Origin of the sequence: Mycobacterium sp. ACS1612, from assembly GCF_001667505.1 — a bacterium.
In the GTDB taxonomy this organism is placed as follows: Bacteria; Actinomycetota; Actinomycetes; order Mycobacteriales; family Mycobacteriaceae; genus Mycobacterium.
The window spans coordinates 63,936-87,499 of sequence record NZ_LZHZ01000004.1 but is presented as its reverse complement, the minus strand read 5'-3'; the positions used below and the strand labels follow the sequence as shown (position 1 = coordinate 87,499).

Annotated in this window: 24 protein-coding genes; 12 read left to right on the top strand and 12 right to left on the bottom strand. The window is 66.6% G+C overall.

Annotated features, from left to right (window positions below; genetic code table 11):
• Positions 1–4: 4 nt before the first annotated feature.
• Genes A5724_RS01670 through A5724_RS01655 form a run of 4 tightly spaced genes read right to left on the bottom strand, consistent with a single transcriptional unit; the run spans position 5 to position 3,968 of the window.
• Positions 5–1,360 (bottom strand): cytochrome P450, encoded by a 1,356-nt coding sequence (locus A5724_RS01670; protein WP_067795170.1) that lies wholly within the window; start codon positions 1,358–1,360, stop codon positions 5–7.
• Positions 1,357–2,184, bottom strand: coding sequence for an SDR family oxidoreductase (locus tag A5724_RS01665; RefSeq protein ID WP_067795167.1), 828 nt, complete (start codon positions 2,182–2,184; stop codon positions 1,357–1,359). The genes A5724_RS01670 and A5724_RS01665 overlap by 4 nt, the downstream gene beginning before the upstream one ends.
• Positions 2,185–3,387 carry a cytochrome P450 gene (locus A5724_RS01660; RefSeq protein ID WP_067795165.1) on the bottom strand — a complete coding sequence of 401 codons (1,203 nt, stop codon included), beginning with the start codon at positions 3,385–3,387 and terminating at the stop codon, positions 2,185–2,187.
• Positions 3,384–3,968, bottom strand: a complete 585-nt coding sequence (locus A5724_RS01655) for a TetR/AcrR family transcriptional regulator (protein WP_067795162.1) — start codon at positions 3,966–3,968, stop codon at positions 3,384–3,386. The genes A5724_RS01660 and A5724_RS01655 overlap by 4 nt, the downstream gene beginning before the upstream one ends.
• 140 nt (positions 3,969–4,108) lie before the next feature.
• Between A5724_RS01655 and A5724_RS01650 the strand changes: the two genes are divergently transcribed.
• The 5 genes from A5724_RS01650 (at position 4,109) to A5724_RS01630 (ending at position 8,911) form a co-directional block, all read left to right on the top strand.
• Positions 4,109–5,575: an aldehyde dehydrogenase gene (locus tag A5724_RS01650; RefSeq protein WP_067795159.1), complete on the top strand. Its 1,467-nt coding sequence runs from the start codon at positions 4,109–4,111 to the stop codon at positions 5,573–5,575.
• A 79-nt stretch (positions 5,576–5,654) separates the two neighbouring features.
• Positions 5,655–6,404: an SDR family oxidoreductase gene (locus A5724_RS01645; RefSeq protein WP_067795156.1), complete on the top strand. Its 750-nt coding sequence runs from the start codon at positions 5,655–5,657 to the stop codon at positions 6,402–6,404.
• Complete coding sequence (locus A5724_RS01640) at positions 6,401–7,249, top strand: NAD(P)-dependent oxidoreductase (protein WP_067795153.1); 849 nt, start codon at positions 6,401–6,403, stop codon at positions 7,247–7,249. The genes A5724_RS01645 and A5724_RS01640 overlap by 4 nt, the downstream gene beginning before the upstream one ends.
• Positions 7,250–7,254: 5 nt before the next feature.
• Positions 7,255–7,695 (top strand): carboxymuconolactone decarboxylase family protein, encoded by a 441-nt coding sequence (locus A5724_RS01635; protein WP_067795149.1) that lies wholly within the window; start codon positions 7,255–7,257, stop codon positions 7,693–7,695.
• Entirely contained in the window at positions 7,685–8,911 is a 1,227-nt protein-coding gene (locus A5724_RS01630) for a hypothetical protein (protein WP_067795146.1), read from the top strand. The genes A5724_RS01635 and A5724_RS01630 overlap by 11 nt, the downstream gene beginning before the upstream one ends.
• On the opposite strand, the gene A5724_RS01625 is transcribed toward A5724_RS01630, so the two are convergent.
• On the bottom strand, positions 8,850–9,491 hold the full coding sequence (locus tag A5724_RS01625; protein WP_067795143.1) for a TetR/AcrR family transcriptional regulator: 642 nt from the start codon (positions 9,489–9,491) through the stop codon (positions 8,850–8,852). The genes A5724_RS01630 and A5724_RS01625 overlap by 62 nt on opposite strands.
• Positions 9,492–9,500: 9 nt before the next feature.
• On the bottom strand, positions 9,501–10,730 hold the full coding sequence (locus A5724_RS01620; RefSeq protein ID WP_067795141.1) for a cytochrome P450: 1,230 nt from the start codon (positions 10,728–10,730) through the stop codon (positions 9,501–9,503).
• 61 nt (positions 10,731–10,791) lie between these two features.
• Here A5724_RS01620 and ddaH point away from each other — a divergent pair, with 61 nt between their 5' ends.
• Complete coding sequence (ddaH, locus tag A5724_RS01615) at positions 10,792–11,562, top strand: dimethylargininase (RefSeq protein ID WP_067795138.1); 771 nt, start codon at positions 10,792–10,794, stop codon at positions 11,560–11,562.
• A 5-nt stretch (positions 11,563–11,567) separates the two neighbouring features.
• On the opposite strand, the gene A5724_RS01610 is transcribed toward ddaH, so the two are convergent.
• From A5724_RS01610 to A5724_RS01600, 3 genes are read right to left on the bottom strand one after another with little or no spacing between them, the layout of a single operon-like run.
• Positions 11,568–12,662 carry an acetamidase/formamidase family protein gene (locus A5724_RS01610; RefSeq protein ID WP_067795135.1) on the bottom strand — a complete coding sequence of 365 codons (1,095 nt, stop codon included), beginning with the start codon at positions 12,660–12,662 and terminating at the stop codon, positions 11,568–11,570.
• Positions 12,663–12,677: 15 nt separating this feature from the next.
• Positions 12,678–14,222, bottom strand: a complete 1,545-nt coding sequence (locus A5724_RS01605) for an amino acid ABC transporter permease/ATP-binding protein (protein WP_067795132.1) — start codon at positions 14,220–14,222, stop codon at positions 12,678–12,680.
• The gene (locus A5724_RS01600; RefSeq protein WP_067795131.1) at positions 14,222–15,139 is read right to left on the bottom strand and encodes an ABC transporter substrate-binding protein; all 918 of its coding nucleotides are present in this window, start codon (positions 15,137–15,139) and stop codon (positions 14,222–14,224) included. Before A5724_RS01600 ends, A5724_RS01605 begins: the two co-directional genes overlap by 1 nt.
• A gap of 180 nt (positions 15,140–15,319) precedes the next feature.
• Between A5724_RS01600 and A5724_RS01595 the strand changes: the two genes are divergently transcribed.
• A complete protein-coding gene (locus A5724_RS01595) occupies positions 15,320–16,036 on the top strand; it encodes a FadR/GntR family transcriptional regulator (RefSeq protein WP_067795128.1) in 717 nt (238 codons plus the stop codon).
• Positions 16,037–16,118: 82 nt separating this feature from the next.
• Positions 16,119–17,387: a phosphoribosylamine--glycine ligase gene (gene purD / locus A5724_RS01590; protein ID WP_067795125.1), complete on the top strand. Its 1,269-nt coding sequence runs from the start codon at positions 16,119–16,121 to the stop codon at positions 17,385–17,387.
• On the opposite strand, the gene A5724_RS01585 is transcribed toward purD, so the two are convergent.
• Entirely contained in the window at positions 17,384–18,292 is a 909-nt protein-coding gene (locus A5724_RS01585; RefSeq protein WP_197518511.1) for an alpha/beta hydrolase family protein, read from the bottom strand. The two genes, purD and A5724_RS01585, sit on opposite strands and share 4 nt — an antisense overlap.
• Positions 18,289–18,867, bottom strand: a complete 579-nt coding sequence (locus tag A5724_RS01580) for a TetR family transcriptional regulator (RefSeq protein ID WP_067795119.1) — start codon at positions 18,865–18,867, stop codon at positions 18,289–18,291. Before A5724_RS01580 ends, A5724_RS01585 begins: the two co-directional genes overlap by 4 nt.
• A gap of 87 nt (positions 18,868–18,954) precedes the next feature.
• On the opposite strand from A5724_RS01580, the gene A5724_RS01575 reads away from it, so the two are divergent.
• From A5724_RS01575 to A5724_RS01560, 4 genes are read left to right on the top strand one after another with little or no spacing between them, the layout of a single operon-like run.
• Positions 18,955–19,746 (top strand): SDR family NAD(P)-dependent oxidoreductase, encoded by a 792-nt coding sequence (locus tag A5724_RS01575; protein WP_067795116.1) that lies wholly within the window; start codon positions 18,955–18,957, stop codon positions 19,744–19,746.
• A gap of 14 nt (positions 19,747–19,760) precedes the next feature.
• Entirely contained in the window at positions 19,761–20,594 is an 834-nt protein-coding gene (locus A5724_RS01570; protein WP_067795112.1) for an oxidoreductase, read from the top strand.
• Positions 20,595–20,644: 50 nt separating this feature from the next.
• Positions 20,645–21,274, top strand: a complete 630-nt coding sequence (locus A5724_RS01565; protein ID WP_067795108.1) for a TetR/AcrR family transcriptional regulator — start codon at positions 20,645–20,647, stop codon at positions 21,272–21,274.
• Between the two features lie 15 nt (positions 21,275–21,289).
• The gene (locus A5724_RS01560; RefSeq protein WP_067795105.1) at positions 21,290–22,714 is read left to right on the top strand and encodes an APC family permease; all 1,425 of its coding nucleotides are present in this window, start codon (positions 21,290–21,292) and stop codon (positions 22,712–22,714) included.
• Here the strand turns inward: A5724_RS01560 and A5724_RS01555 are convergent.
• Complete coding sequence (locus A5724_RS01555) at positions 22,711–23,553, bottom strand: DUF429 domain-containing protein (RefSeq protein WP_067795102.1); 843 nt, start codon at positions 23,551–23,553, stop codon at positions 22,711–22,713. The genes A5724_RS01560 and A5724_RS01555 overlap by 4 nt on opposite strands.
• Positions 23,554–23,564: the final 11 nt, after the last annotated feature.

The following is a 23,564-nucleotide window of genomic DNA, read 5'->3' as shown; positions in this document are numbered from 1 at the left end:
CTCCCTACTTGGTGCGCCTGAAGTATCGCGCCTTGGCCGGCCGCTCCAGTTGCACCACCATCTTGGAGTGGTCGTTGCGGTAGGAGTCTGCCGGCTGCGCCATCTCGAACTCGTACTCGCGCAACAAAACCGAGAAGATTGCCTTGATCTGCATCTGCGCGAACGCCGCGCCGACGCAGCGGTGCCGCCCGGCGCCGAACGGGATCCAGGTCCACCGGTTCACGACGTCGGCCTGCTCAGGTTTGTTGTAGCGGTCCGGCTTGAACGCATCCGGGTCGGGGAAGTCCTCGGGGATCCGGTTGGAGACGGCGGGGGAGGCCGCGACGAAATCGCCCTTGTGGATCGGGAAGCCGGCCACCTCGAACTCGCCCTGCGCCACCCGCATCAGGATGATCAGCGGAGGGTGCAGCCGAAGCGTCTCCTTGACGACGTTGTCGAGCTTCGGAATCTGGCGCAGCGCGTGGAAACTCACTTCCTGGCCGTCGGCGTACAGCTCGTCGAGTTCCGCGCGGACCTCGGCGTACACCTCCGGGTGGCGGATCAACTCGATCAGCGTCCATGCCGACGTGCCGGAGCTGGTGTGGTGCCCCGCGAACATCAGCGAGATGAACATGCCGGTCACCTCGTCGGCGGAGAACCGGGGGTTGCCGTCCTCGTCTTTGATCGACACCAGCACGTCGAGCATGTCGCGGTCGGCCTTGTCCTGCGGCGGATTGGCCAGCCGCTGATCCATGATCTCTTGAACCAGTGCAACGAGTTTCACGCGGGCCTCGTCGCGGCGTTTGAAGCTCTCGATCGGCAGATACGGGTCGACGTAGCAGAGCGGATCGGTGCCGCGCTCCAGGTCGTGGTAGTACTCGGCGAACCGGTGGTCCAGTTGTTCGCGGAACTTCAACCCGATCAGGCAGGCCGTGCTGGTGTAGATGGTCAACTCGGCGAAGAAGTCGAGGAGTTCGATCTCGCCTTCGTCGCCCCAGTCGGCGATCATCTTCTTGACTTCGCCCTCGATGGTGGCCGCGTGGCCCTTCATCTGCTCGCCGCGCAGCGCCGAGTTGTGCAGCATCTCCTTGCGCCGTTCTGGGCTGGCGTCGAAGACCACGCCCTTGCCGAAGATCGGCGTCATGAACGGGTAGGCCTCGGCCTGGTCGAGATCCTCGTCGGCCGACCGGAAGAAGAACTCGTTGGCCTCGGCGCCGGACAGCAGGATGACGTGCTTGTCGACCAACTGGAACCAGCCGACATCCCCGCACTCGTCGCGCACCCGCTTCATCAAACCGATTGGATCGGTGCGGAATTCCTCGAGATGGCCGTGTTCTTCCTCTCCGCCGGAGACACGGGGCACCATGGCTGTGGTAGTCATTGGTTCGGCATCCCTTCTTCGCCAAGGGCGAGCTTCTGGCGGTCCTTGTCGTCGGCCAGCGGCGCTTCGGGCTGGAGTTCCATGTTCGCGATGAACCCACCACGCGGGGTCTCGGCGACGAACGTGATGGCGCGCGCGAGGTCGGCGGCTCGCAGGAAGTAGTCGTGGCGGGCCTGTCCCCACTTGGCCCAGTCTTCGAGCGCCGGCCCGATCAACTCGGCGGGCAGGCTCCAGCCCATGTTGGTCTTCGTCGGTCCTGGGTGCACGATCGACGCGCGCACACCGGTGCCTTCCAGTTCCATCTGGAAGTTGGTCACCATCGCCACCAATGCGGCCTTCGCCGCGCCGTAGGCGCCCATGTGCGGGCGCTGACGCAGCGCGACGTCGGAGCCGACAAAGATCAGGTCGCCGCGCCTGCGTTCGATCATCCCCGGCAGCACGGCGGTGGCCAACCGGTTGGCGCCGACCAGGTGGATCTGCAACTGCGACTCGAACTCGTCGGTGCTGATATCGGCCAGCTTGCCGAAGTACGTGTCGCCCGCGCCTGCCACCAGCACCTCGATCTCGCCGAGCGCTTCGACCGATTGCGCGACAAACGCTTTCACCGAGCCGGGATCGGTGACGTCGAGGTGGAATCCGACGGCCTCGCCTCCGTCGGCGCGGATCCGTTCGACGATCTCGTCGAGTTTCTCGACGCGGCGGGCGCCGAGCGCGACGGGAAAGCCGTGCGCGGCGAGCTGGATCGCGGTGGCTTCACCGATTCCCGACGACGCGCCTGCGACGATCGCAGGCCTGCGCTCGGGAAGTGGGTCGAACCGGGGCATCTAGCGGACCTCCACGGTGATGGGAAGGTGAGCGAATCCGCGGACATTGCTGGAGTGGACGCGGACGGCGTTGGCCTCGTCGACCTCGTATCCGCGGATTCGCTTGAACAGTTCGGCGAGCGCCACCCTGGCCTCCATGCGGGCCAGGTGCGCGCCGAGGCAGAAGTGCGCGCCGCTGCCGAAACTCATGAGTTTCGACCCGATTTCGCGGCCGATCAGGTATTCGTCGGGTCTGTCGAACACCCGCTCGTCGCGGTGCGCGGAACCGGGTAGCAGCAACAGCACGTCGCCGTCGGGGACGGTCGTGTCGTACAGCGTCAGTTCGCCCGACACGGTCCGCGCCAGGATCTGGCTGGAGGTGTCGTAGCGCAGCGTCTCCTCCACCCACAGCGGAACCCGCTCCAGATCGTCGTAGATGGGCGCCAGCTGATCGGGGTTCTTGTGACCCCAAAATGCGGCATTGGCAAGCAATTTGGTGGTGGTCTCGTTGCCCGCGATCACCATCAGGAACATGAATCCGAGAATCTCGTCGTCCGTGAGCCGGTCGCCGTCGATCTCGGCTTCCAGCAGCGCCGTGGTGAGGTCGTCGGTCGGCTTCTTGCGCCGCTCGGCCACCATCTGCTGGTAGTACACGATCAGGTTGATGGACGCCTCGACCGCCGCGGGCGGCACATCGGTGACCCCCTCGTCGCGGTGCATGACGCCGTCGGCCCACGCCCTGACCTGGGCGCGGTCGGGTTGGGGCACGCCCATGAGTTCGGAGATGACGTCCATCGGGAGCTTGCCTGCGAACTCGTCGACGTAGTCGAAGGTGTCTGACTGCAAGGCGGTTTCGAGATGTGCCACCGCGATCTCGGTGACCCTGGGCTCCAGCTCGCGGATGCGTCGCGGGGTGAAACCCTTCGACACCAGGGTGCGCAACCGCAGGTGGGCTGGGTCGTCCATCGCAAGGAACGACATCGTCTTGCTCGCGTGCGGCCCTCGGGACGCCGGATCCAGCGACACGCCGTACTTGTTCGACAGCGTCGTGCTGTTGCGGAAACCCTGCAGCACATCGGCGTGCCGAGACAGCGCCCAGAAGCCGAGTTTGTCGTTGCGATACAGCGGCGCCTCGTCACGCAACCGCCGGTAGTACGGGTACGGGTCTTCGTGGAAGTCGTAGTCGTACGGGTCGAAAACCAGGTCGGCAGCCTGGACGGTCATGAGTTTTCTCCCAGGATGAGGCCGACGACGTAGGACAGCCGGTCGGCGATCTGGTGGTAGGTGACGACGCCGCTGCCCGCGTGCACCAGCGCCCCGAAGTACGTCATCTCCAACGCCGAGACCATGCGCGGGTCGGCATCCGGTCCGACCGCCGACTTGATCCGGCGGTGGATCTCGGCGCCGATGCGGTCGCGGACCGCGCGCACTGCCTGGTCGTTGTTGGAGAGCAGGGCCGTCGTGCACGCGGCCGCCACCTCCGGTTCGTCGGCGATCATCAGCGTCAGCGCGCGCAGCGCCTGCTCGACCCGGCTGGCCCGGCTGTCGTTGACGTCGGTGAAGTACGGGACCTGACGGACCAGGTCGAGGTAGACCTCGGCGATCAGATGGTTCTTCGACGAGAAGTAGGTGTAGGCGGTGGCCGGGGCGACCTTGGCGCGGGCGGCCACCGCCCGCACGGTCAGGTCGGCGTACGACGACTCCCGCAGCATCTCGACACCCGCGGCGAGCACCTTGCGGAACGTTTCCTCCTGGCGCCGGTTACGGGGCTGTTCGGTGACCGCCGCCACGGCATCGCTGGACACATGTCCAAGTTATCGGACACTAAGGGCGGTAGGCAAGCATGCAGGTGAAAGCGGTCCTGCTTGCCACCCCGCGTCATCGGCGGCTATCGTTCGAGTATTCTAAGTCGGACAGTTGTCCAGCAACGAAGCGGAGAATTGGTATGGGCCTGCTCACCGATCGCCAGAGTCAACTGTTCATCGAAGGCAAACTGGTGGCCGGCAGCGGCGGCTCGTTCCAGACGATCAATCCGGCGACCGAAGAGGTGCTCGGTGTCGCGGCCGACGCGACCGTGGACGACATGGGCATGGCCATCGAGGCGGCCCGGCGCGCGTTCGACGACACCGACTGGTCGACCAACGTCGAATTCCGGGTGCAGTGCGTGCGACAGTTGCAGGACGCGCTGAGGGCACACGTCGAGGAATTACGGGAGTTGACCATCGCCGAAGTCGGCGCGCCGCGGATGCTGACCGCCGCCGCGCAACTGGAGGGCCCCGTCGCCGACCTGAGCTTCGCCGCGGACACCGCGGAGTCGTATGCGTGGGGCACGGACTTCGGCACCGCCGAGCCGATGGGCATCAAGACGCACCGCACCGTCGCCCGCGAGGCAGTCGGTGTGGTGGGTGCGATCACGCCGTGGAACTTCCCGCATCAGATCAACCTCGCCAAGCTCGGCCCGGCGTTGGCGGCGGGCAACACCGTCGTCCTCAAGCCCGCGCCGGATACGCCGTGGTGCGCGGCGATCCTCGGCGAGCTGGTCGCCGAGCACACCGATCTGCCGCCAGGCGTGCTGAACATCGTCACCTCCAGCGACCACAGTGTCGGCGCGCTGCTGTCGAAAGACCCACGGGTGGACATGGTTTCGTTCACCGGGTCGACCGCTACTGGGCGCGCGGTGATGGCCGACGGCGCGGCGACGTTGAAGAAGGTCTTCCTGGAACTGGGCGGCAAGTCGGCGTTCCTGGTGCTCGACGACGCGGATCTGGCGGGCGCCTGTTCGATGTCGGCGTTCACCGCGTCGATGCATGCGGGACAGGGTTGCGCGATCACCACGCGTCTGGTGGTGCCGCGGGCGCGGTACGACGAGGCTGTCGACGCGGCCGCCGCGACGATGGGCGCCCTGAAGCCGGGCGATCCCGCGGACCCGGGAACCATTTGCGGCCCCTTGATCTCGGCGCGGCAGCGCGATCGCGTCCAGGGCTACCTGGATTCGGCCACCGACGAGGGCGGCACGTTCGCCTGCGGCGGCGGTCGTCCCGCCGGCCGTGACACCGGCTTCTTCATCGAGCCGACTGTCATTGCGGGCCTTGACAACAACGCGAAGGTCGCGCGTGAGGAGATCTTCGGCCCGGTGTTGACGGTGATCGCACACGACGGCGACGACGATGCGGTGCGCATCGCCAACGACTCCCCGTACGGCCTGTCGGGGACGGTGTTCTCGGCGGACGTCGAGCGCGCCAACGCTGTGGCGGCGCGGTTGCGCGTCGGCACCGTCAACATCAACGGCGGTGTCTGGTACTCCGCCGACATGCCGTTCGGCGGCTACAAGCAGTCCGGCATCGGCCGGGAGATGGGCCTCGCAGGATTCGAGGAATACCTCGAAATCAAAGCGATTGCCACGGCGATTTAGCAGCGCGCCGAACGTGGGTTACCCGCACGTGAAATCCGAAAAAGTGTGCATAAAGCCCACACTCGGCAGGAAGGGAAACATGCAGTTCGAGGAGAAGGTCGCGATCGTCACCGGCGCCGGCGGCGGCATCGGACAGGCCTACGCCGAGGCGCTGGCCCGCGAGGGCGCCGCGGTGGTGGTGGCCGACATCAACACCGAGGGCGCACAGAAGGTCGCCGACGGCATCAAGGGCGAGGGCGGCAACGCGCTCGCGGTGCACGTCGACGTGTCCGACCCCGACTCCGCGAAAGAGATGGCCGCGCAGACCCTGTCAGAGTTCGGCGGGATCGACTACCTGGTCAACAACGCGGCGATCTTCGGCGGCATGAAGCTGGACTTCCTGATCACCGTCGACTGGGACTACTACAAGAAGTTCATGAGCGTGAACATGGACGGCGCGCTGGTGTGCACCCGCGCGGTGTACCGCAAGATGGCCAAGCGTGGTGGCGGGGCGATCGTCAACCAGTCGTCCACCGCGGCGTGGTTGTATTCGAACTTCTACGGTTTGGCGAAGGTCGGCATCAACGGCTTGACACAACAACTGGCCACCGAACTGGGCGGCCAGAACATCCGCGTCAACGCGATCGCGCCCGGCCCCATCGACACCGAGGCCAACCGCACCACAACGCCGCAGGAGATGGTGGCCGACATCGTGAAGGGAATCCCGTTGTCGCGCATGGGCCAACCGGAAGATCTGGTCGGAATGTGCCTGTTCCTGCTCTCGGATCAGGCCAAGTGGATCACCGGCCAGATCTTCAACGTCGACGGCGGCCAGATCATCCGCTCATGAACGACCTCAAACTCGGGTACATCGGCCTCGGTAACCAGGGCGCGCCGATGGCCAAGCGACTGGTCGACTGGCCAGGCGGCCTGATCGTTTTCGACGTCCGCACCGAAGCGATGACCCCGCTGGCAGAACTCGGCGCCACGCTCGCGGACAGCGTCGCCGACGTCGCCAAAGCCGACGTCATCAGCGTCACGGTGCTCAACGACGAGCAGGTGCGTGACGTGGTGAGGCGACTGGCCGAACACACCGAGCCGGGCACCGTCATCGCCATCCACTCGACGATCGAACCCGACACGACAGGCGCACTCGCTGATGAGTTGCGCTCGAAGCGAGTTCACATCGTCGATGCACCCGTGAGCGGTGGTGCGGGCGCAGCGGACAAGGGTGAACTCGCGGTGATGGTCGGCGCCGACGACGAGGCGTACGCCAAAGTCAAGCCGGTGTTCAAGAAGTGGGCGTCGCTGGTGGTCCGCGCAGGCGAGCCAGGCGCAGGCACCCGAATGAAGCTGGCCCGCAACATGTTGACATTCACCGGCTTCGCGGCGGCCTGCGAGGCGCAGAGACTCGCCGAGGCGGCAGGCATCGACCTGCAGAAGCTCGGTCGGGTGGTGCGGCACAGCGATGCGCAGAGCGGCGGTCCCGGCGCGATCATGTATCGCGACGACACGAAGCCATTGACGCCCGACCACTTTCTGCACGACATGTTCGTCCACACGCGCGGACTGGCGGAAAAGGACCTGCGCCTTGCGCTCGGTCTCGGCGAAGCGACAGGCGTCGACTTGCCGCTGGCCGAAATTGCCCTGCGAGACCTGGCCGCCGGGCTCGGCGTGCCGCACACAGAGGAGTAGTCGCCATGGATGAACTGCGCCGCAAGGGCCTCGAGAAGATGAAAGAGGTCTACGCCTGGGACATGCCCGATATGCCGGGCCGGTTCTTCGCGCTTACAGTCGACCACCTGTTCGGCACCATCTGGACGCGCGAGGGTCTGTCAATGCGCGACCGCCGGTTGATGTTGCTCGCAGTCCTGACCGCGCAGAACCAGGAAGCCCTGTTGGAGGTCCAGCTCAACGCGATCCTCTCCAATGAAGAGCTGACCGTCGACGAGCTCAAGGAGATATCGATCTTCCTCACGCACTATGTCGGATTCCCGCTCGGCTCGAAACTGGACGGAGCGATCCATCGCGTGGTGCAGAAGCGGAAGAAGGCCGAGGAGGCCGGCGCGGCCAAGGACGCGAAGGACAACGTGAACGAAGCCGTGCAGATGTACGCGCATAAGGACCTTCATGACAAGTAGGTACGCCGGCCTGTCGCGTGAGCAGCTTGCGACGCTGGTGCCCGAGCTGCTGCTGATCGGGCAGATGATCGACCGCTCCGGAATGGCCTGGTGCATCAGCAATTTCGGGCGCGAGGAGATGCTGCAGATCGCGATCGAGGAGTGGATGGGCGCCAGCCCGATCTACACCAGGCGGATGCAGCGGGCGCTGCGCTACGAGGGTGACGACGTCATCACGATCTTCAAAGGCCTACAGCTCGACATCGGCGCACCGCCGCAGTTCATGGATTTCCGCTACACCGTGCACGACCGGTGGCACGGCGAGTTCCATCTCGACCATTGCGGGGCACTGCTGGACGTCGAGCCGATGGGCGAGGAGTACGTCCGCGGCATGTGCCACGACATCGAAGACCCGACGTTCGACGCCACCGCGGTGGCCACCAACCGGCGGGCGCAGATCAGGCCGATCCACCGGCCGCCGCGAGTGCCCGCCGACCGCCAGCCGCACTGCGCGTGGACGGTGATCATCGACGAGTCATATCCGGAAGTCGACGACCACCCCGCGCTGGACGTCATCCGCAGAACCCGGGCTGCCGCAACCGAACTCGCCCCGATCGACACCAACGAGCAAGGGCAGAGCGACTACTCCGGTGACCTGGTCTCCGACTTCGACTTCGCCGCCTTCTCCCACTCCGCGCTGGTGCGGATGGCTGATGAGGTCGCGCTGCAGATGCACCTGCTGAACCTGTCGTTCGTGCTCGCGGTCGGCAAGCGCGCGGGAACGAACACCGAACTGGCGAACGAGATCTGCACCAAGCAACTGATCGGATTGGCGGGCGTCGCCGGCGAACGCGTCCACCGCGCACTCGGCCTGTCAAAGGACATCGACGGCGCGGTCCGGATGCTGGAGTTGCATCCGCTGTTCAACCCGTCCGCCTACGTGTCCGCCGAGTTCGGCGCGGACACGATGCATGTCCGGCGCTCAGCGGCCCACGAGGACGGCGCCTGGGTGTCGCTGATCAGCCCCGCCGAGACCCGTCCGCTGCAGGCGGCGGTCGCCGCGGTCGATCCCCACCTGGATGTCGAGGTTGTAGGAACCGACGCCGAGTGGACTGCTCGCGTGTTCGAAACCGACACCGCGGCAAAAGAATTGCCGGAAGTATCCGTGGCGAAGGTCAGTGGCGGGGCGACGTTCGTGTTCGAGCCACGGAAGTCGTTGCCGCTGAGGGTCGTATAGCCTCGCCGACCCAGCGCTTCAGATAAGCCCGCAGATCGTCCCCTGTGCGAGGCGGGCGGCCGGGGTCGATCACGAACGACTGGATGATGCGCAGCAGATGCTCGGCGAGTTCGTCGAGCTCGCCGTCGGTGAACCCGAGGCCGGCCCAATCCACGTCGAACCGGCGCACCATCGAATGCGCGAAGTCCAACGCGACGTCGGACGTCACTTCCTCGGTGTGCCGACTGGGCCGCCCGGGAACGATCAACAGGCCCAGATGTTTGTCCCGCGGTAACCACTCCAGCGCGGTCGCGACGCCCTCGGCGACCGCCTCGGCCGGATCCGAGACGCCCTGCAAATGTGCGGCCAGCCGGTCCAGGAAGGCGCTTGCGGCACGCACGGCGGCCGCTACCAGCAGCGCGTCGGTGCTCGGGAAATACCGATAGACGGTCTGGCGGGTGACGCCCAACGCGCGTGCGACGTCGGTGATGGAGAAGTCGGCGCCCTTGGCGTCGATCGCCTTGCTGGCGGCGTCGAGGATGCGGGCAATGGCCTCCTCGTCCGTCGCGGGGGCCGAGCCCGACCAGCCGTGGGTGCGCACGCGCCGATGCTATCCGCGGTAGGAGACTTGCAGCTCCTTGACCCCGTTGATCCAACCGGACCGAAGCCGTTGAGGTTCGGCCAGTTTGGCGATATCCGGAACCTGACTGGCCAGCTCGTTGAAAATCAGCTTGATCTCCATGCGGGCCAGGTTGGCACCGATGCAGTAGTGCGCGCCGTTGCCGCCGAAGCCGAGATGCGGGTTCGGGTCCCGGCGGATATCAAATCGGAAGGGGGACTCGAACACCTCGTCGTCGTAGTTGGCGGAGCTGTAGAACAGGCCGACCCGCTGGCCCTCGCGAATGGTGACCCCGCCGATGTCGGTGTCCGCCAACGCCGTCCGCTGGAAGCAGTGCACCGGCGTAGCCCAGCGGACGATCTCGTCGGCGGTGGTCTCCGGCCGCTCACGCTTGAACAACTCCCACTGGTCGGGATTCTCGAAGAATGCGTTCATGCCGTGTGTCATCGCGTTGCGGGTGGTCTCGTTGCCCGCGACGGCGAGCAGGATGACGAAGAACGCGAACTCGACGTCTTCGATGGCCTCGCCGTCGATGTCGGCCTGCACCAGTCGGGTGACGATGTCGTCCGCCGGGCAGCGACGCCGCTCCTCGGCCATGTTGTAGGCGTAACCCATCAACTCAGCGTTGGCGGCGATGACGTCCGCCTCGAAGTCCGGGTCGTCGGTGTTCATGATCAGGTTGGTCCAGTGGAACAACTTCTCGCGGTCCGCCTCGGGTACCCCCAACAGATCGGCGATCGCCAGTAGCGGCAGGCCCATCGCGATGTCGTCAACGAAGTTACCTGATCCCTTTTCCTTTGCGGCGGCGACGATTTCGCTGGCGGCCACGGCTAGCTTCTCTTCCAGCGTGGCGACGGCTCGCGGGGTGAACAGCCGGGAGACGATCTTGCGTAGCCGGGTGTGCTCGGGCGCATCGTGGTTGATCAGCAGGGCCTTGGTCAGCTCGAGTTGCTCAGGCGTGGAGCCTTCGGGCATTCGCATCACGACACCCTTGCGGTTGGTGGACCACAGGTTGCCGTTGCGGGAGATCTCTTTGATGTCGGCGTGACGGCTGATCACCCAGTAGCCGCCGTCGTCGAAGATCGACTCCTTCTGCTCGTTCCACCACACCGGCGCGGTCTTGCGAAGTTGCGCGAACTCGGTGACGGGGATGCCCTTGAGCAGGACGTCGGGGTCGGTGAAGTCATACCCGTGGCCGAAAGGGCATGTGGTCTGCGTCATAGTCTGACCATACACGGCTATGTCAAGTGTATGGCCGTGCCGCGACCGTACGATCGGGACCGTGCATGCCAAGAAGGCCCTGGTGCGACGGCCCGGTCCGCGCCTGGCAGAAGGACTGCTGACCCACCTCGAGCGGTCGCCTGTCGACCCGGACGTCGCGATGAAACAGTGGGACGGCTACGTCCGGGCGTTCGTCGACGCGGGCTGGCGGTTGACTGAAGTCGAGCCGGCGCCGGAATCCCCCGACAGCGTGTTCGTCGAGGACACCGTCGTCGTCTACGGGGATCTCGCCGTGATCGCGCGGTCGGGCGCCGCCGAGCGACGCTCCGAGGCCGCGGGCACCGAGAAGGTGGTCGCTGAATTGGGTTACCGCGTCGTGCACATCGAGGCGCCCGGTGTGCTTGACGGCGGAGACGTCCTGAAGCACGGCGGCACGGTGTACGTCGGGCAGTCCGGGCGCACGAACGCCGAGGGGATCCGGCAGCTGGCGGAACACCTCGCGGCGTACGGCGCGACGGTGATCACGGTGCCGTTGACGAAGGCGCTGCACCTCAAATCGGCGGTGACCGCGCTGCCGGACGGCGCGATCATCGGCTACGAGCCGGTGGTCGACGATCCGACGGTGTTCCCGGCGTTCCTCGCGGTGCCCGAGGAGCCGGGCGCGCACGTGGTGCTGCTCGGCGACCGGAAGCTGCTGATGTCGTCGGCCGCCCCTGAAACCGCTGACCTGCTGACCGCGCGCGGTTACGAACCGGTGCTCGTCGACATCGGCGAGTTCGAGAAGCTCGAGGGCTGTGTGACGTGCCTTTCGGTTCGGCTTCGCGGCATCTGAGCGGCTCAGAACCAGGCCGCGAAGTCGCGTTTGGCGATCATGCAGTGCACACCCTTGACCGTGTCGACCACCTGGCTGACCTCGAAGTCGGCCGCGGCCGAAAGATAGGCTAGGACAACGGGTTCGGGGATGTCGAAGCGTTGATGTAGCAACGCCACCGCGTTTCGTACGGCGGTGCGCATCGCTTCGTCGAGGTCGACGTCCATGCCGGTGGGGATCCAGTGCGAGGACGTTTCGACCATCGGTGACGTCAACGGGCCGATCGCGTTGGTGCGCTCGTCGCCGCGCAGCACGGTCAGCCGCAGCGTGGCGCGCAACGGCGCCTCCAGCGCGGTCAGCGCCACCTCGCCGTTGCCCTGCGCGAAATGTGGGTCGCCGACGTAGAACGACGCCCCGTCCACCTGCACCGGCAGGAACACGGTCGAGCCCGCCACCGCGTGCTTGACGTCCATGTTGCCGCCGTGGTCACCGGGCGGCACGGAGGGCACCCGATCACCGGTGTTGCGCGCCACCCCCATCAGACCGAGGAACGGGGCCAGCGGGAACTGCAAAAACCGTTGGGCGACAGCGATTCTGCCGACGCTGCCGGTCGGGTCGACCTCACAGAAGTGGCTGAACATCATGCCCTCGGCTGGCAGTTCTTCGGGCAGCGCGCCGAAACCGTGCCGCATGCTGATGAAGCCGTACGGGGCGCGTTGCGTCAGCTCCACCACGTCGATGCGCAGGACGTCGCCGGCCCTGGCCTGATTCACCGCGATCGGCCCGGTCACCACGTGCGGCCCGTCGTCGATGTCGTGGGTGGGACCGGTCTCAGCGATGGCGATCATGTCGTCGAGCACCTCGTCCTCGCGGACCCCGAATCCGGCGAGGAAGCGGACCGGATCGCGGCCCTGGTCCTCGAGAATCCCTTCGTGGCTGACGGTGTCGATGGTGATGGTGTCTCCGCTGTCGACTTCGATGACCGGCGCGGTGGCCGCATTGGGCAGCCAGCCCCACTGCACCTCGGCGGGCCGCGACGGCAGGTAGTGCCTGCCGGTCACGGGTCCCGACCCGGACTGCAGAACAGTGCGGGCAGGGCTGATCGATGAGACAGGTGGCATTGGTGGACTCCTCCTCTAGACTTCCGCCGCGCGCATCGCGGTCATGAAGCGCCGGGTGATTTCGTGCGTGGGCGCGCCGATGACCTCGGCCGCCGGTCCTTGTTCGACGATGTTGCCGTTGGCCATGAACACCACGCGGTCGGCGATCTCGTTGGCGAAGCCGAGTTGGTGGGTGGCGATCAACATGGTCAGGCCCTGCTGATGGGCCAGCCCCCGGATCACGTCGAGCACACCGGCGATCAGCTCGGGATCCAATGCGCTGGTCGGCTCGTCGAGTAGCAGCACCCGCGGGCGTGGCGCCAGCGCCCGCGCAATGCCGACCCGTTGCTGCTGGCCGCCGGAGAGTTGACGCGGCAGCGCGTCGGCGCGTTGCGCCATACCGACTTTCGCCAGTAGCGCATCGGCGGTGGCCTCCGCCTCGAGTTTGGCGGTGCCGGTCCAGTGCAGCGGTCCGGCGACGTTCATGCGCGCCGAGAGGTGGCTGAACAGGTTGAAGTGCTGGAAGACGATCCCGATGCCGAGCTGCTGGCGTTGTTCGGCCGCCTGGCGCACCGAAAGGCGTCGGCCGCGTTCGTCGTATCCGATCCGGGCGCCAGCCACCGTGATGGTCCCCGCGTCGATCTCCTCGAGCCCGTTGATCATCCGCAACAGCGTGCTCTTGCCGGAGCCGCTGGGCCCCAGCAGTGCCACCACCTCACCGGAGCGGATGCTCAGGTCGACGCCGTCGAAGATGGTGTGCTCGCCGTAGGCCTTGGCGACCCCGGTCAGCTGGATCAATTTGGCGCCGATGGTGCGGGGTGCGGCGGCGTCCAGATCCAGTGGCGGCGGTGGTGTGTCATCGGGTGCTGCGCTCGGCGCGGATTGGCTTCGCGGCAGCGGCACCATGCGCGACAGCGCCGAGCGCTTGCGGCCGCGGTCGAGGTTGAGCGCATCCTCCAGCAGCAGCTGCACCACGGTCAGCGCGCCGGTCAGCGCCAGGTACATCACGCCGGTGGCGAAGTAGATGGAGAAGTAGTCGAACGTCGCCGATGTCAGTTGCTGTGTGCGCAGCGTCAATTCGGGCACCGCGATGATCGAGGCCAGCGCCGAGTTCTTCATCGTGGCGATGGCCTCGTTCCCGAGCGCGGGCACCGACACGCGGGCGACCTGCGGTACGACGATGCGCAGCGCCACCACTCTGGGCACCAGCCCGAGCGCGCGGGCCGCGGCCAACTGGCCGGGGTCAACGGCGCGCACCCCGGACCGGAAGATCTCGGCGAAGAACGCCGCCTCGTTCATGGCCAACGCCACCGACGCCGCCATCAACGGCGGGAACGAGATGCCGGCGTGGGGCAGCGCGGTGAACACGAAAACCATCTGCAGGATCAGCGGTGTGCCCCGGTAGATGACGACGTAGGTGCGGGCCAGCACGGTCAGCGGTTTGAACCGGGTCAACTGGGCCAGGGCGAGCATTAGGCCCAGCAGCAGACCCCCGGCGAAGCCGTACAGGGTCAGCTGCAGCGTGAAGACGATGCCATCGAGCAGCCAGCCGGTGGTCAGGTAGTGGGTGAACTTGTCCATCAGTCGGCGCTGAGCACGGTGGGCTGGGCCACCGCGTTCTCATCGAGCTTCCACTTGGTCGCGAGTTTGCCTTGCAGACCGGTCGACTGAATCTCGTTCAGCGCGCCGATGACGGCGTCGCGCAGGTCGTGATTGCCTCGGGGCACGCCGATACCGATCGTGTAGTCGAGCATCACCGTGTCGGCGGAAGCCAGATCGTTGGGGTGTTCGGCGATGTAGCGCTTCACGGTGTTGATGTCGTTCATGTAGGAGTCGGCGCGGCCGGCCAGGATGGCCTGCACGCAGTCGGAGCTGTTGTCGAACAGGCTGGTGGTGGGGGCGGGCTTACCCTGCGACTGGCATTTGGGCCCGACGGCCTCGACCAGCGGCACCTCGACGTAGCCCTTGTTCAGCGCCACCGTGAGGCCGCACAGCGAAGTGTCGATGCCGGTGATCTTCTTCGGGTTGCCGTTCTTGACCAGGATGCCGTCGAAAACCTTTGAGTAGCTTACGAAATCGACGCCGCCCTGGGCCCGCTCCTTGGTTGCGTACAGGTTCGACAGGATCCAGTCGGCGCGCCCGCTGGCGACGGTCGGGACCAGTTCGGAGAAGCCGACCGGCACGTAGCTCACCGAGAATCCGAGGCACGCGCCGATTGCGTTGCCCAGGTCGATGTCGAAGCCCTGGTACTTGCTCGGGTCGGTGGGGTCGACGGTCTCATAGCCCGGGGTGTACGGGTTGATCGCGTTGCGCATCGTCTTACCGGCGAGGGCTGGGTGGTCCTGGCGCAGTTTGGTGCAGGCGGGGGAGCTGGCGACGTCGGCGTACTCACTGCTGGCTGCCGACGGCTGCGCCTTGTTGCTGTCGGTGGAGCAGCCGGCCAGGGCCGCGGCGGCGCACAATGCGGCGGCCAATGTCCGCACGACTCGAGGTGTCATGGTCCCGATCCCTCCTAATTGGCCGGATGGTCCGACCAAGTGACTCCGCGTACGTTAGGCCGCCGCCGCGCTTTACGAGAGGCGAGATGGTGTGATTTACCAACCTTTTACACCTGTGGCGTTGCCGTTTACATAGCGTGATCAACGCGACGCGCGAGGTGCCTGCCCTATGCTGTGCCGATGGCCCAGCTGCCGGTACCGCGTCGCAATCAGAACATCTCGGTGGTGCTGGCCGCGCACTTCGAACGGCTGATCGCCACCAGTGAGTTGGCCCCCGGTTCGCGGCTGCCGTCCGAGCGGGAGTTGGCGGAGAAGTTCGACGTATCGCGCTCGACGCTGCGAGAGGCGATGCACGAGCTCGAGGCCAAACGCCTCATCGAGCGCAGGCCGGGCCGCGGGACGACTGTGCTTGATGTACAACGCAATTCGGGTAATCTTCGCAACCTGACCGCCGAGGACGCGTCGGCGTCCTACGCCGCGGAACTGCGGGAGATCATCGAGCCGTCGATCGCGGCGCTGGCCGCCAGCCGGGCGACCGCGTCGAATCTGCTACAGCTCGGCGACGTGTTGGACCGGTCACACGAGAATCTGCTGCAGTCCGAGTCGCTGCGGTTGGACGTCGAGTTCCACACGCTGCTGGCCCGCGCGGCGCAGAACCCGCTGCTGGAGTCGTTGCAGGCGATGACCGGCGACTGGACCCATGACGTGCGGCAGTATTCACACGCCACCAGGGCGGGCCGGCGCATCTCGACGCGCGGGCATCGCCGCATCTACGAAGCTGTCCGCGACCACGATCCGGGTGCAGCGCAAGAGTCGATGATGGTGCACCTCGAAGAGGTCAAGGAGCTCATCGCCAAGGCGACCAAGCGGCGCGGCGCCGCGCGAACCGACGATTGAATTCCGTTCGCGCAAGCCCAGGCTCACCGAGCCATCCGCTACATCGTCGAAACCCTCAACAGCTGACTATTAGGGTGAGGCTGTGCGCGTCCTCGTAATCGGATCCGGAGCCCGTGAACATGCGTTGCTGTTGGCCCTGCGCCGCGACCCCGAGGTCGAGGAGCTGGCCGTCGCGCCCGGCAATGCGGGCACGTCGGTGATCGCCGATCAGTACGACGTCGACGTCAGCTCGGGTGAGGCCGTCGTGCAGTTGGCCCAGCGCATCGGCGCCGACCTCGTCGTGATCGGACCCGAGGTACCGCTGGTGCTCGGTGTCGCCGACGCCGTGCGCGCGGCGGGCATCGCGTGCTTCGGGCCGACGAAGGACGCCGCCCGCATCGAGGGATCGAAGGCGTTCGCCAAGGATGTGATGTCGGCGGCCGGTGTGCGGACCGCGACGAGCGAGATCGTCGACAATCCCGCGCACCTCGACGCGGCGCTGGACCGGTTCGGGCTGTCCGCGGGCGATCAGGCGTGGGTGGTCAAAGACGACGGATTGGCCGCGGGCAAGGGCGTGGTGGTGACCGCGGACCGCGATGCTGCCCGCGCGCATGCGGCGAGCCTGCTCGACGCCGGCCACCCGGTGCTGCTCGAATCGTTCCTCGACGGACCGGAGGTGTCGCTGTTCAGCGTCGTCGACGGTGAGACCGTGGTGCCACTGGTGGCCGCGCAGGACTACAAGCGGGTCGGCGACAACGACACCGGACCCAACACCGGCGGCATGGGCGCCTACGCGCCGCTGCCCTGGCTGCCTGCCGACGTGGTCACTGCGATCGTCGACGAAGTGGTGAAACCCGTTGCAGCGGAGTTGGTTCGGCGTGGCAGCCCGTTTTCGGGGCTGCTGTACGCCGGACTGGCGATCACTTCGAAGGGGCCCGCCGTCGTCGAATTCAATTGCCGCTTCGGTGATCCCGAAACGCAGTCGGTGCTGGCGCTGCTAAAGACCCCGCTCGGTCAACTGCTGTATGCGGCGGCGACGGGGCGACTCGCCGAACAACCGCCGTTGCGCTGGCACGACGGCTACGCCGTGACCGTGGTGGTGGCCGCCGAGAACTATCCGGGCCGACCGCGCGTCGGCGACGTCATCACCGGTTCGGAAGCCGACGGCGTGCTGCACGCGGGCACGGCGCGACGCGACGACGGCGCGATCGTGTCGTCGGGTGGCCGGGTGCTGTCGGTCGTCGGCACGGGCGCCGACCTGACCGCCGCGCGGGCAGCCGCCTATGAGCTGACGAAGTCGATTCGATTGCCCGGCAGCCATTTTCGATCCGACATCGGGCTCGCGGCGGCCGAGGGCCGGGTAACAGTTTAAGCAACCAGAAGCGGAGCCATCCAGGCGATCTCCGCGGGTAGCTGCGAACTCCAGAATGCGCCGTCGTGGCCGCCCGGCGAGAAGCCGCCCGACGGCGGGCTCGGCAACTGGGCGATGAACTGCTTGGTCGCCGAGTAGAACGGATCGCTGTTGCCGCAGTCGATTCGGATGGGGATCTGGCCGAGTTGCGGCAGCCCCCATACGCTGTTGGCCGCGTAGTCGTCGGCGCCGTCGAATGCGCCGGGCGCTGCGGCGCCGGACGACGTCCACAGCGCGGGGCTCACCGCGCAGATCGCGGCGGTGCGCGCCGGTCCGAATCGCGCGCCCAGCAGCAGTGCGCCGTAGCCGCCCATCGACCAGCCGAGGAATCCGACCCGCGACGTGTCGAGGCCTTGCTGCGCGAGCATCGGGATCAGTTCGTTGAGCACCATTGCGCCGGAGTCCTCGCCGGATGCCCGCTTGTGCCAATAACTTCCGCCGCCGTCGACGGCTACCACCGCGAACGGCGGAATGCCTGCGTCCACCGCCTGCGCGAGCCCTTGTTCCACCCCACCTGCCATCACACCCGCGGCATCCTGGCCCTTGCCGTGTAGTGCGATCACGGGACGAAGCGGCGCGGTCTGACCCGGCGGGCGGGCGATCGCCCAGTTGGTCGTGATGCCGCCGCGCGCGGCGGAGACGAACGACCCGTTGACGTAGGTCGGTTGCACGGCCGCGGGTGCCGGCTCCAGCGGCGGAGGCGGCGCCAGTTTGGCTCCTGCGCTCGTCATCGAGACCGACGGTGCCGCCGTACCCGGACCGTGCAGGGCAGAGCCCAGTGCGTACACGCCTGCCGCACCGGCCGCGGCGCCGACACCGAGGCGCAGCACCGCGCGGCGACTGAGTTCGGGCATGCGCGCCATCATGCCAAAGGCGCCTCGACGATCGCGGTGAAGACCGCTTCGAGCAGGTCGACCAGTTGATCCGGGTCGGCGTCCCTAAGGGCGCGGGTTTCGATCACCCGTCGCATCAGCAGGACGCCCGCGATCACCGCCAGCATGGCGTCGGTGCGGATGCCGCGACCCGGCTCGGGCAGTTGGCCGGCCAGGCGGCGACCGACGTGGCGTTCGATCGCGTCGCGCACGATTTCGACGGCGCGCGGGTTGGACACCGATCGCAGCATGATCAGGAACGGGTTCAGCGGTGCGGCGTCGGGATTGGTTCGTGCGACCAGCGCCGCGGCGGCCTCGTGTGCCAGCGTCGCGGCATCGGTGCCGATCACCGCAGCAGGGGCGAAGGAAACCTCGACGGCCTCGGCGAAGAGCTGCTCCTTCGACCCGAAGTACCTGTTCACCATCATGGCCGTGACGCCCGCGTCGCCGGCGATGTCGCGCACGCCGACGCCGTCGTAGCCCGCACGGGCGAAGCTGCGGATCGCGGATTCGAGTATCGCCTCGCGGGTGGCGGCCGCGTTGCGTGGTCGGTGCTTGGGCGCCGTCATGACTCAACGCTAGGGAATAGAGCGGAGTAAGTCTACGTCTGTATACAAGAGTCCCGGAGTCTACGGGTGTAGATATGAGGAGAAGTCATGGACATGGGCCTGGCGGGCAAGCGGGCGCTGATCAGCGGTTCGAGCGCAGGCTTGGGCCGTGCCATCGCCGAGGCGCTGGCCGCCGAGGGCGCGTCGGTGGTGGTGCATGGTCGCGACGCGGAGCGCACGACGGGCGTCGCGGCAGGTATTCGCGCGGCCGGTGGTGACGCCGTCGCCGTCGTCGGCGACCTGGCCACCGACGCCGGCGCTGACGCAGTGGCCGAAGCCACCGGGGACGTCGACGTCCTGGTCAACAACGCCGGAACTTTCGACGGGCTGCCGTGGTCGAAGGTCACCGCCGACATGTGGTCGCAGATTTATCAAGTGAACGTCATCTCGGGAGTGCGGCTGATCGAGCGCCTGGTGGCCGGGATGCGGCGCCGTGGCTGGGGTCGCGTCATCCAAATCGGCGGAGGACTGGCCGTTCAGCCCGTCGCTGATCAGCCGCATTACAACGCCACTCTCGCGGCCCGGCACAACCTGACGGTGTCGCTGGCGCGTGAGCTTGCAGGCACCGGCGTCACCGCGAACACCATCGCACCCGGCGCAATACTCACCGAATCCGTTCGGGAGATGGCCGTCCAGGTCGCAGCCGACCGCGGGTGGGGCCCGGAGTGGGACGACATCGAAGCCGCGGCGGCCTCGCAGTGGTTTCCCAACGACATCGGCCGCTTCGGCCGACCCGAGGAGATCGCCGCTGCAGCGGTCTTCCTCGCCAGCACACACGCCGACTACATCAGCGGCGCGGTTCTGCGCGTCGACGGCGGCGCCATCCGCAGCGTGGCATGAACAGGAGTAGGCACATGAGTAAGGTTTGGTTCATCACAGGAAGTTCCCGCGGTTTCGGCGCGGAGTTGGTGCGCGCAGTGCTGGCCCACGGCGATCGCGTCGTCGCGACCGCGCGGCGACCGGAGCAATTGCGCGCACTTGTCGAGGGTCACGAAGATCAAGCCCGCGTGTTCGGTCTCGACGTCACCGACGCCGACGCCGCCGTTGCCGCAATGGCATTCGCGGTCGCCGAGTTCGGCCGCATCGACGTCGTGGTCAACAACGCCGGCTACGCCAACAGTGCAGCCATCGAGGAGACCGATTCCGCCGACTTTCGCGCTCAGATCGAGGCCAACCTCTTCGGGGTTGTGAACGTCACCCGCGCCGCCCTGCCCGTATTGCGCGCGCAGCGATCCGGTGTGTTCGTTCAGTTTTCGTCGATCGGCGGACGTGTCGGCGGCACGCCCGGCCTCGGCGCGTACCAGGCGGCTAAGTTCGGCGTCGAAGGTTTTTCCGAGGTGCTCGCCAATGAAGTGAGCGCGTTCGGTGTGAAGGTGATCATCGTCGAACCCGGCGGGTTCCGCACCGACTGGATGGGATCGTCGATGACGATGCACGATCCAGGACCCGATTACCGCGACGCACTTGAATTCATGCACGAATTGCGTAGGAACCTCAACGGAAATGAACCCGGCGATCCAGCGCGCGCAGCGCGGATCATCATCGATGTCGTCGAGACGCCTGAACCGCCGCGTCGATTGCTGCTCGGTAGCGACGCCGTCGAACTCGCATTGGCCAGCGGCGCCCAACGTGATGAGGAAGCGCGAAAGTGGGCGGCGGTCAGCCGCAGCGCGGACTTCCCTGAGTAAAGGCTGATGATTAGCCGAAAGCGCTATGCCGCAACCGCCTGACTGGCAGCATGCTAAAGGTGACGGCAGCAGTCACTCCAAAGGGAGAACGTCGGCGGTACGCGCTGGTCAGCGCGGCCGCTGATCTGCTGTGCGAGGGCGGCTTCGACGCGGTCCGGCATCGCGCGGTGGCCCGCCGCGCGGGCCTGCCGTTGGCGTCGACGACGTACTACTTCTCCTCACTCGAGGACCTCATCACCAAAGCGGTCGAACACGCCGGGGCCCGCGAGGCCGAACAACTGCGCGCGCGGGTCTCCGCGTTGTCGCGGCGGCGTCGAGGCGCCGAGTCGACGGCCGACGTGTTGGTGGACCTGTTGGTCGGTGAAGCCAACGGGCTGCGGGTCACCGAACAGTTGATCTCCCGCTACGAGCGGTACATCGCGTGTGCCCGCCAACCAGGGTTGCGGGAGATCGAACGCCGCATCCTGCAGCAGCGCACCGATGCGGTGGTCGAAGTGGTCGAGCGGTCCGGTCGCTCGGTGCGCGCGGAACTGCTCACCGCACTGGTGTGCGCCGTCGACGGAGCGGTGGTGGCCGCGCTGGTCGGCGACGGCGACGGCCCGCGTGCAACTGCGCGGGCGACCTTGATCGATGTGATCGACGTGCTCGCGCCGATCGATGAAAGAGTGGCACCAGTCTGATCGGAGGACAGGGCAATGACCGCGCCGGAGACCGTTGAGGAGCAACCACAACTGCGGCGAGTCATGGGCCCAGGACTGCTGTTGCTGTTCGTCGTCGGTGACATTCTCGGTACCGGCGTGTACGCACTGACCGGCGACGTCGCGGGCGAAGTCGGTGGGGCGGCGTGGATCCCGTTCCTCGTCGCGTTCGTGATCGCCACCATCACCGCGTTCAGCTACCTGGAACTGGTCACCAAGTATCCGCAGGCGGCGGGCGCAGCGCTGTACGCGCACAAGGCTTTTGGCGTGCAGTTCGTGACCTTCCTGGTGGCGTTCGTGGTGATGTGTTCGGGTATCACGTCGGCCTCCACCGCGTCGCGGTTCTTCGCGGCGAATTTCGAGACGGCGTTCGATCTGGACTGGGGCAAGGTCGGGATCGTCACCGTCGCCCTGCTCTTCATGGCCCTGCTCGCGCTGGTCAACCTGCGCGGTGTCGGCGAGAGCGTGAAACTCAATGTGGGACTGACCATCATCGAGATCACCGGCTTGCTGCTGGTGATCCTCGTCGGCTTGTGGGCGTTCACGTCGAGCAGTGACGTCGACTTCTCCCGCGTCGTCGCGTTCGAAACGGCGTCGGACAAGAATGTGTTCCTCGCCGTGACCACGGCGACGTCGCTGGCGTTCTTCGCGATGGTCGGCTTCGAGGACTCGGTGAACATGGCTGAGGAGACCAAGGATCCGGTCCGTGTCTTCCCGAAGGTGTTGTTGTCGGGTCTGTCGATCGCAGGTGTCGTGTACGTGCTCGTGGCGATCGTCGCGGTCGCGCTGGTGCCCGTCGGTGTGCTCGAGGCCAGTGACACGCCGCTGGTGGAGGTGGTCAAGGCAGGTGCGCCTGGGCTGCCGATCGAGGACATCCTCCCGTTCATATCGATGTTCGCGGTGTCGAATACGGCGCTGATCAACATGTTGATGGCCAGCAGGCTGATCTACGGCATGGCCCGCCAGCATGTGCTGCCGCCGGTGTTGGGCTCGGTCCATCCTCGACGGCTGACGCCCTGGGTGGCGATCGTGTTCACCACGCTGATCGCGTTCGGGTTGATCTTCTATGTGACGGCGTTCGCGAACAGCAATGCGATCGCGGTGCTCGGCGGAACCACGTCGCTGCTGTTGCTCGCGGTGTTCGCCATGGTCAATGTCGCGGTTCTGGTGCTGCGTCGCGACGTTCGCGAAGCGGGTGGACATTTCAAGACTCCGACCGTGCTGCCGGTGGTCGGCTGTATCGCCTCGCTGTATCTGGTGACGCCGCTGTCGGGCAGGCCCGTCCAGCAGTACGTGCTGGCGCTGATCCTCGTCGGGACCGGCATCGTGTTGTTCTTCGTGACGATGGCGATCAACCGTCACCTCGGCATCCGCGACGCGGGGATCACCGACCCGACGCATCTGGGTGCCGCACCGGATTAGCGGAGAGCTTCGCGGATCGCGTTGAGTTCTTTCTGCGCGTCGCCGAGCAGTTCCATCGCACGGATCAGCCTGTTCTCCAGCGAGGAGCGGCTGGTGCGGCGGTCGGGGGTCGGCTTGGCGGGTTCCGACAGCTTGGGCGTGACGATGTAGCCCGTTTCGTAGTCGCCGTAGATCGTGACGTCCTCCGGTCGGTGGTACCAGTACGACGCGACGTACGCGGCGATGACCGCGTCGACGGCATCCTCGTCCCTGTCGAGTTGGCTCGGCTTGGTGGCGGCCTCGACCCGCCTGCGCAGTTCGACCCAGGCCACGCTGCGGTTCGCGCGCAGTCGCGGTGTCTCGTTGTCGAGTCCCTCGATCAGCGTCATCAGCTTGAGCAGTTCGCGTTGGCGATCGCCGAACGCCCCCTTCTTGTACTTCAGCGTCTTCTCCAGCCCGAACAACACCACCGTCGCCGGATGCGGGTAGACCTCGATGGCCCGCCTGGTCGACGACGACGCGGGATCCATATCGAGCCCGAGCGCGGTTGCCAGCACCGCCGCACGCGGCGGGTTGAACAGCGGGTTGGTGGTGTTCGCCGGATACGCGCCCGCGTCGAACTTGCCGAAGTCCTTGTTGTAGGCCGTCTCGGCGGGCCGGTATCCGGTGGGGTTGTTGACGATCAGTGGGGCGTCGATGCCGACCAGGCAGTCCTCGCCGGTGAACGGGGCGACGGCGTCGATGATGCTGGCGTCGTCCAGTGCGATCCCCACATGCAGCAGGCGGCCGCCCGCATCGATGGCGGCCACGCCGGTCTGCTTCTTTTCACCCCACGCAAGATCGAGCCCAACGAAGTACATACGCCTAGCCT

Coding starts and splice junctions, on each gene's coding strand:
- A5724_RS01670 (WP_067795170.1), bottom strand. CDS start 1,360: ATGACTACCACAGCCATGGTGCCCCGTGTCTCCGGCGGAGAGGAAGAA.
- A5724_RS01665 (WP_067795167.1), bottom strand. CDS start 2,184: ATGCCCCGGTTCGACCCACTTCCCGAGCGCAGGCCTGCGATCGTCGCA.
- A5724_RS01660 (WP_067795165.1), bottom strand. CDS start 3,387: ATGACCGTCCAGGCTGCCGACCTGGTTTTCGACCCGTACGACTACGAC.
- A5724_RS01650 (WP_067795159.1), top strand. CDS start 4,109: ATGGGCCTGCTCACCGATCGCCAGAGTCAACTGTTCATCGAAGGCAAA.
- A5724_RS01645 (WP_067795156.1), top strand. CDS start 5,655: ATGCAGTTCGAGGAGAAGGTCGCGATCGTCACCGGCGCCGGCGGCGGC.
- A5724_RS01640 (WP_067795153.1), top strand. CDS start 6,401: ATGAACGACCTCAAACTCGGGTACATCGGCCTCGGTAACCAGGGCGCG.
- A5724_RS01635 (WP_067795149.1), top strand. CDS start 7,255: ATGGATGAACTGCGCCGCAAGGGCCTCGAGAAGATGAAAGAGGTCTAC.
- A5724_RS01630 (WP_067795146.1), top strand. CDS start 7,685: ATGACAAGTAGGTACGCCGGCCTGTCGCGTGAGCAGCTTGCGACGCTG.
- A5724_RS01620 (WP_067795141.1), bottom strand. CDS start 10,730: ATGACGCAGACCACATGCCCTTTCGGCCACGGGTATGACTTCACCGAC.
- A5724_RS01610 (WP_067795135.1), bottom strand. CDS start 12,662: ATGCCACCTGTCTCATCGATCAGCCCTGCCCGCACTGTTCTGCAGTCC.
- A5724_RS01605 (WP_067795132.1), bottom strand. CDS start 14,222: ATGGACAAGTTCACCCACTACCTGACCACCGGCTGGCTGCTCGATGGC.
- A5724_RS01600 (WP_067795131.1), bottom strand. CDS start 15,139: ATGACACCTCGAGTCGTGCGGACATTGGCCGCCGCATTGTGCGCCGCC.
- A5724_RS01595 (WP_067795128.1), top strand. CDS start 15,320: ATGGCCCAGCTGCCGGTACCGCGTCGCAATCAGAACATCTCGGTGGTG.
- A5724_RS01585 (WP_197518511.1), bottom strand. CDS start 18,292: ATGATGGCGCGCATGCCCGAACTCAGTCGCCGCGCGGTGCTGCGCCTC.
- A5724_RS01580 (WP_067795119.1), bottom strand. CDS start 18,867: ATGACGGCGCCCAAGCACCGACCACGCAACGCGGCCGCCACCCGCGAG.
- A5724_RS01575 (WP_067795116.1), top strand. CDS start 18,955: ATGGACATGGGCCTGGCGGGCAAGCGGGCGCTGATCAGCGGTTCGAGC.
- A5724_RS01570 (WP_067795112.1), top strand. CDS start 19,761: ATGAGTAAGGTTTGGTTCATCACAGGAAGTTCCCGCGGTTTCGGCGCG.
- A5724_RS01565 (WP_067795108.1), top strand. CDS start 20,645: ATGCTAAAGGTGACGGCAGCAGTCACTCCAAAGGGAGAACGTCGGCGG.
- A5724_RS01560 (WP_067795105.1), top strand. CDS start 21,290: ATGACCGCGCCGGAGACCGTTGAGGAGCAACCACAACTGCGGCGAGTC.
- A5724_RS01555 (WP_067795102.1), bottom strand. CDS start 23,553: ATGTACTTCGTTGGGCTCGATCTTGCGTGGGGTGAAAAGAAGCAGACC.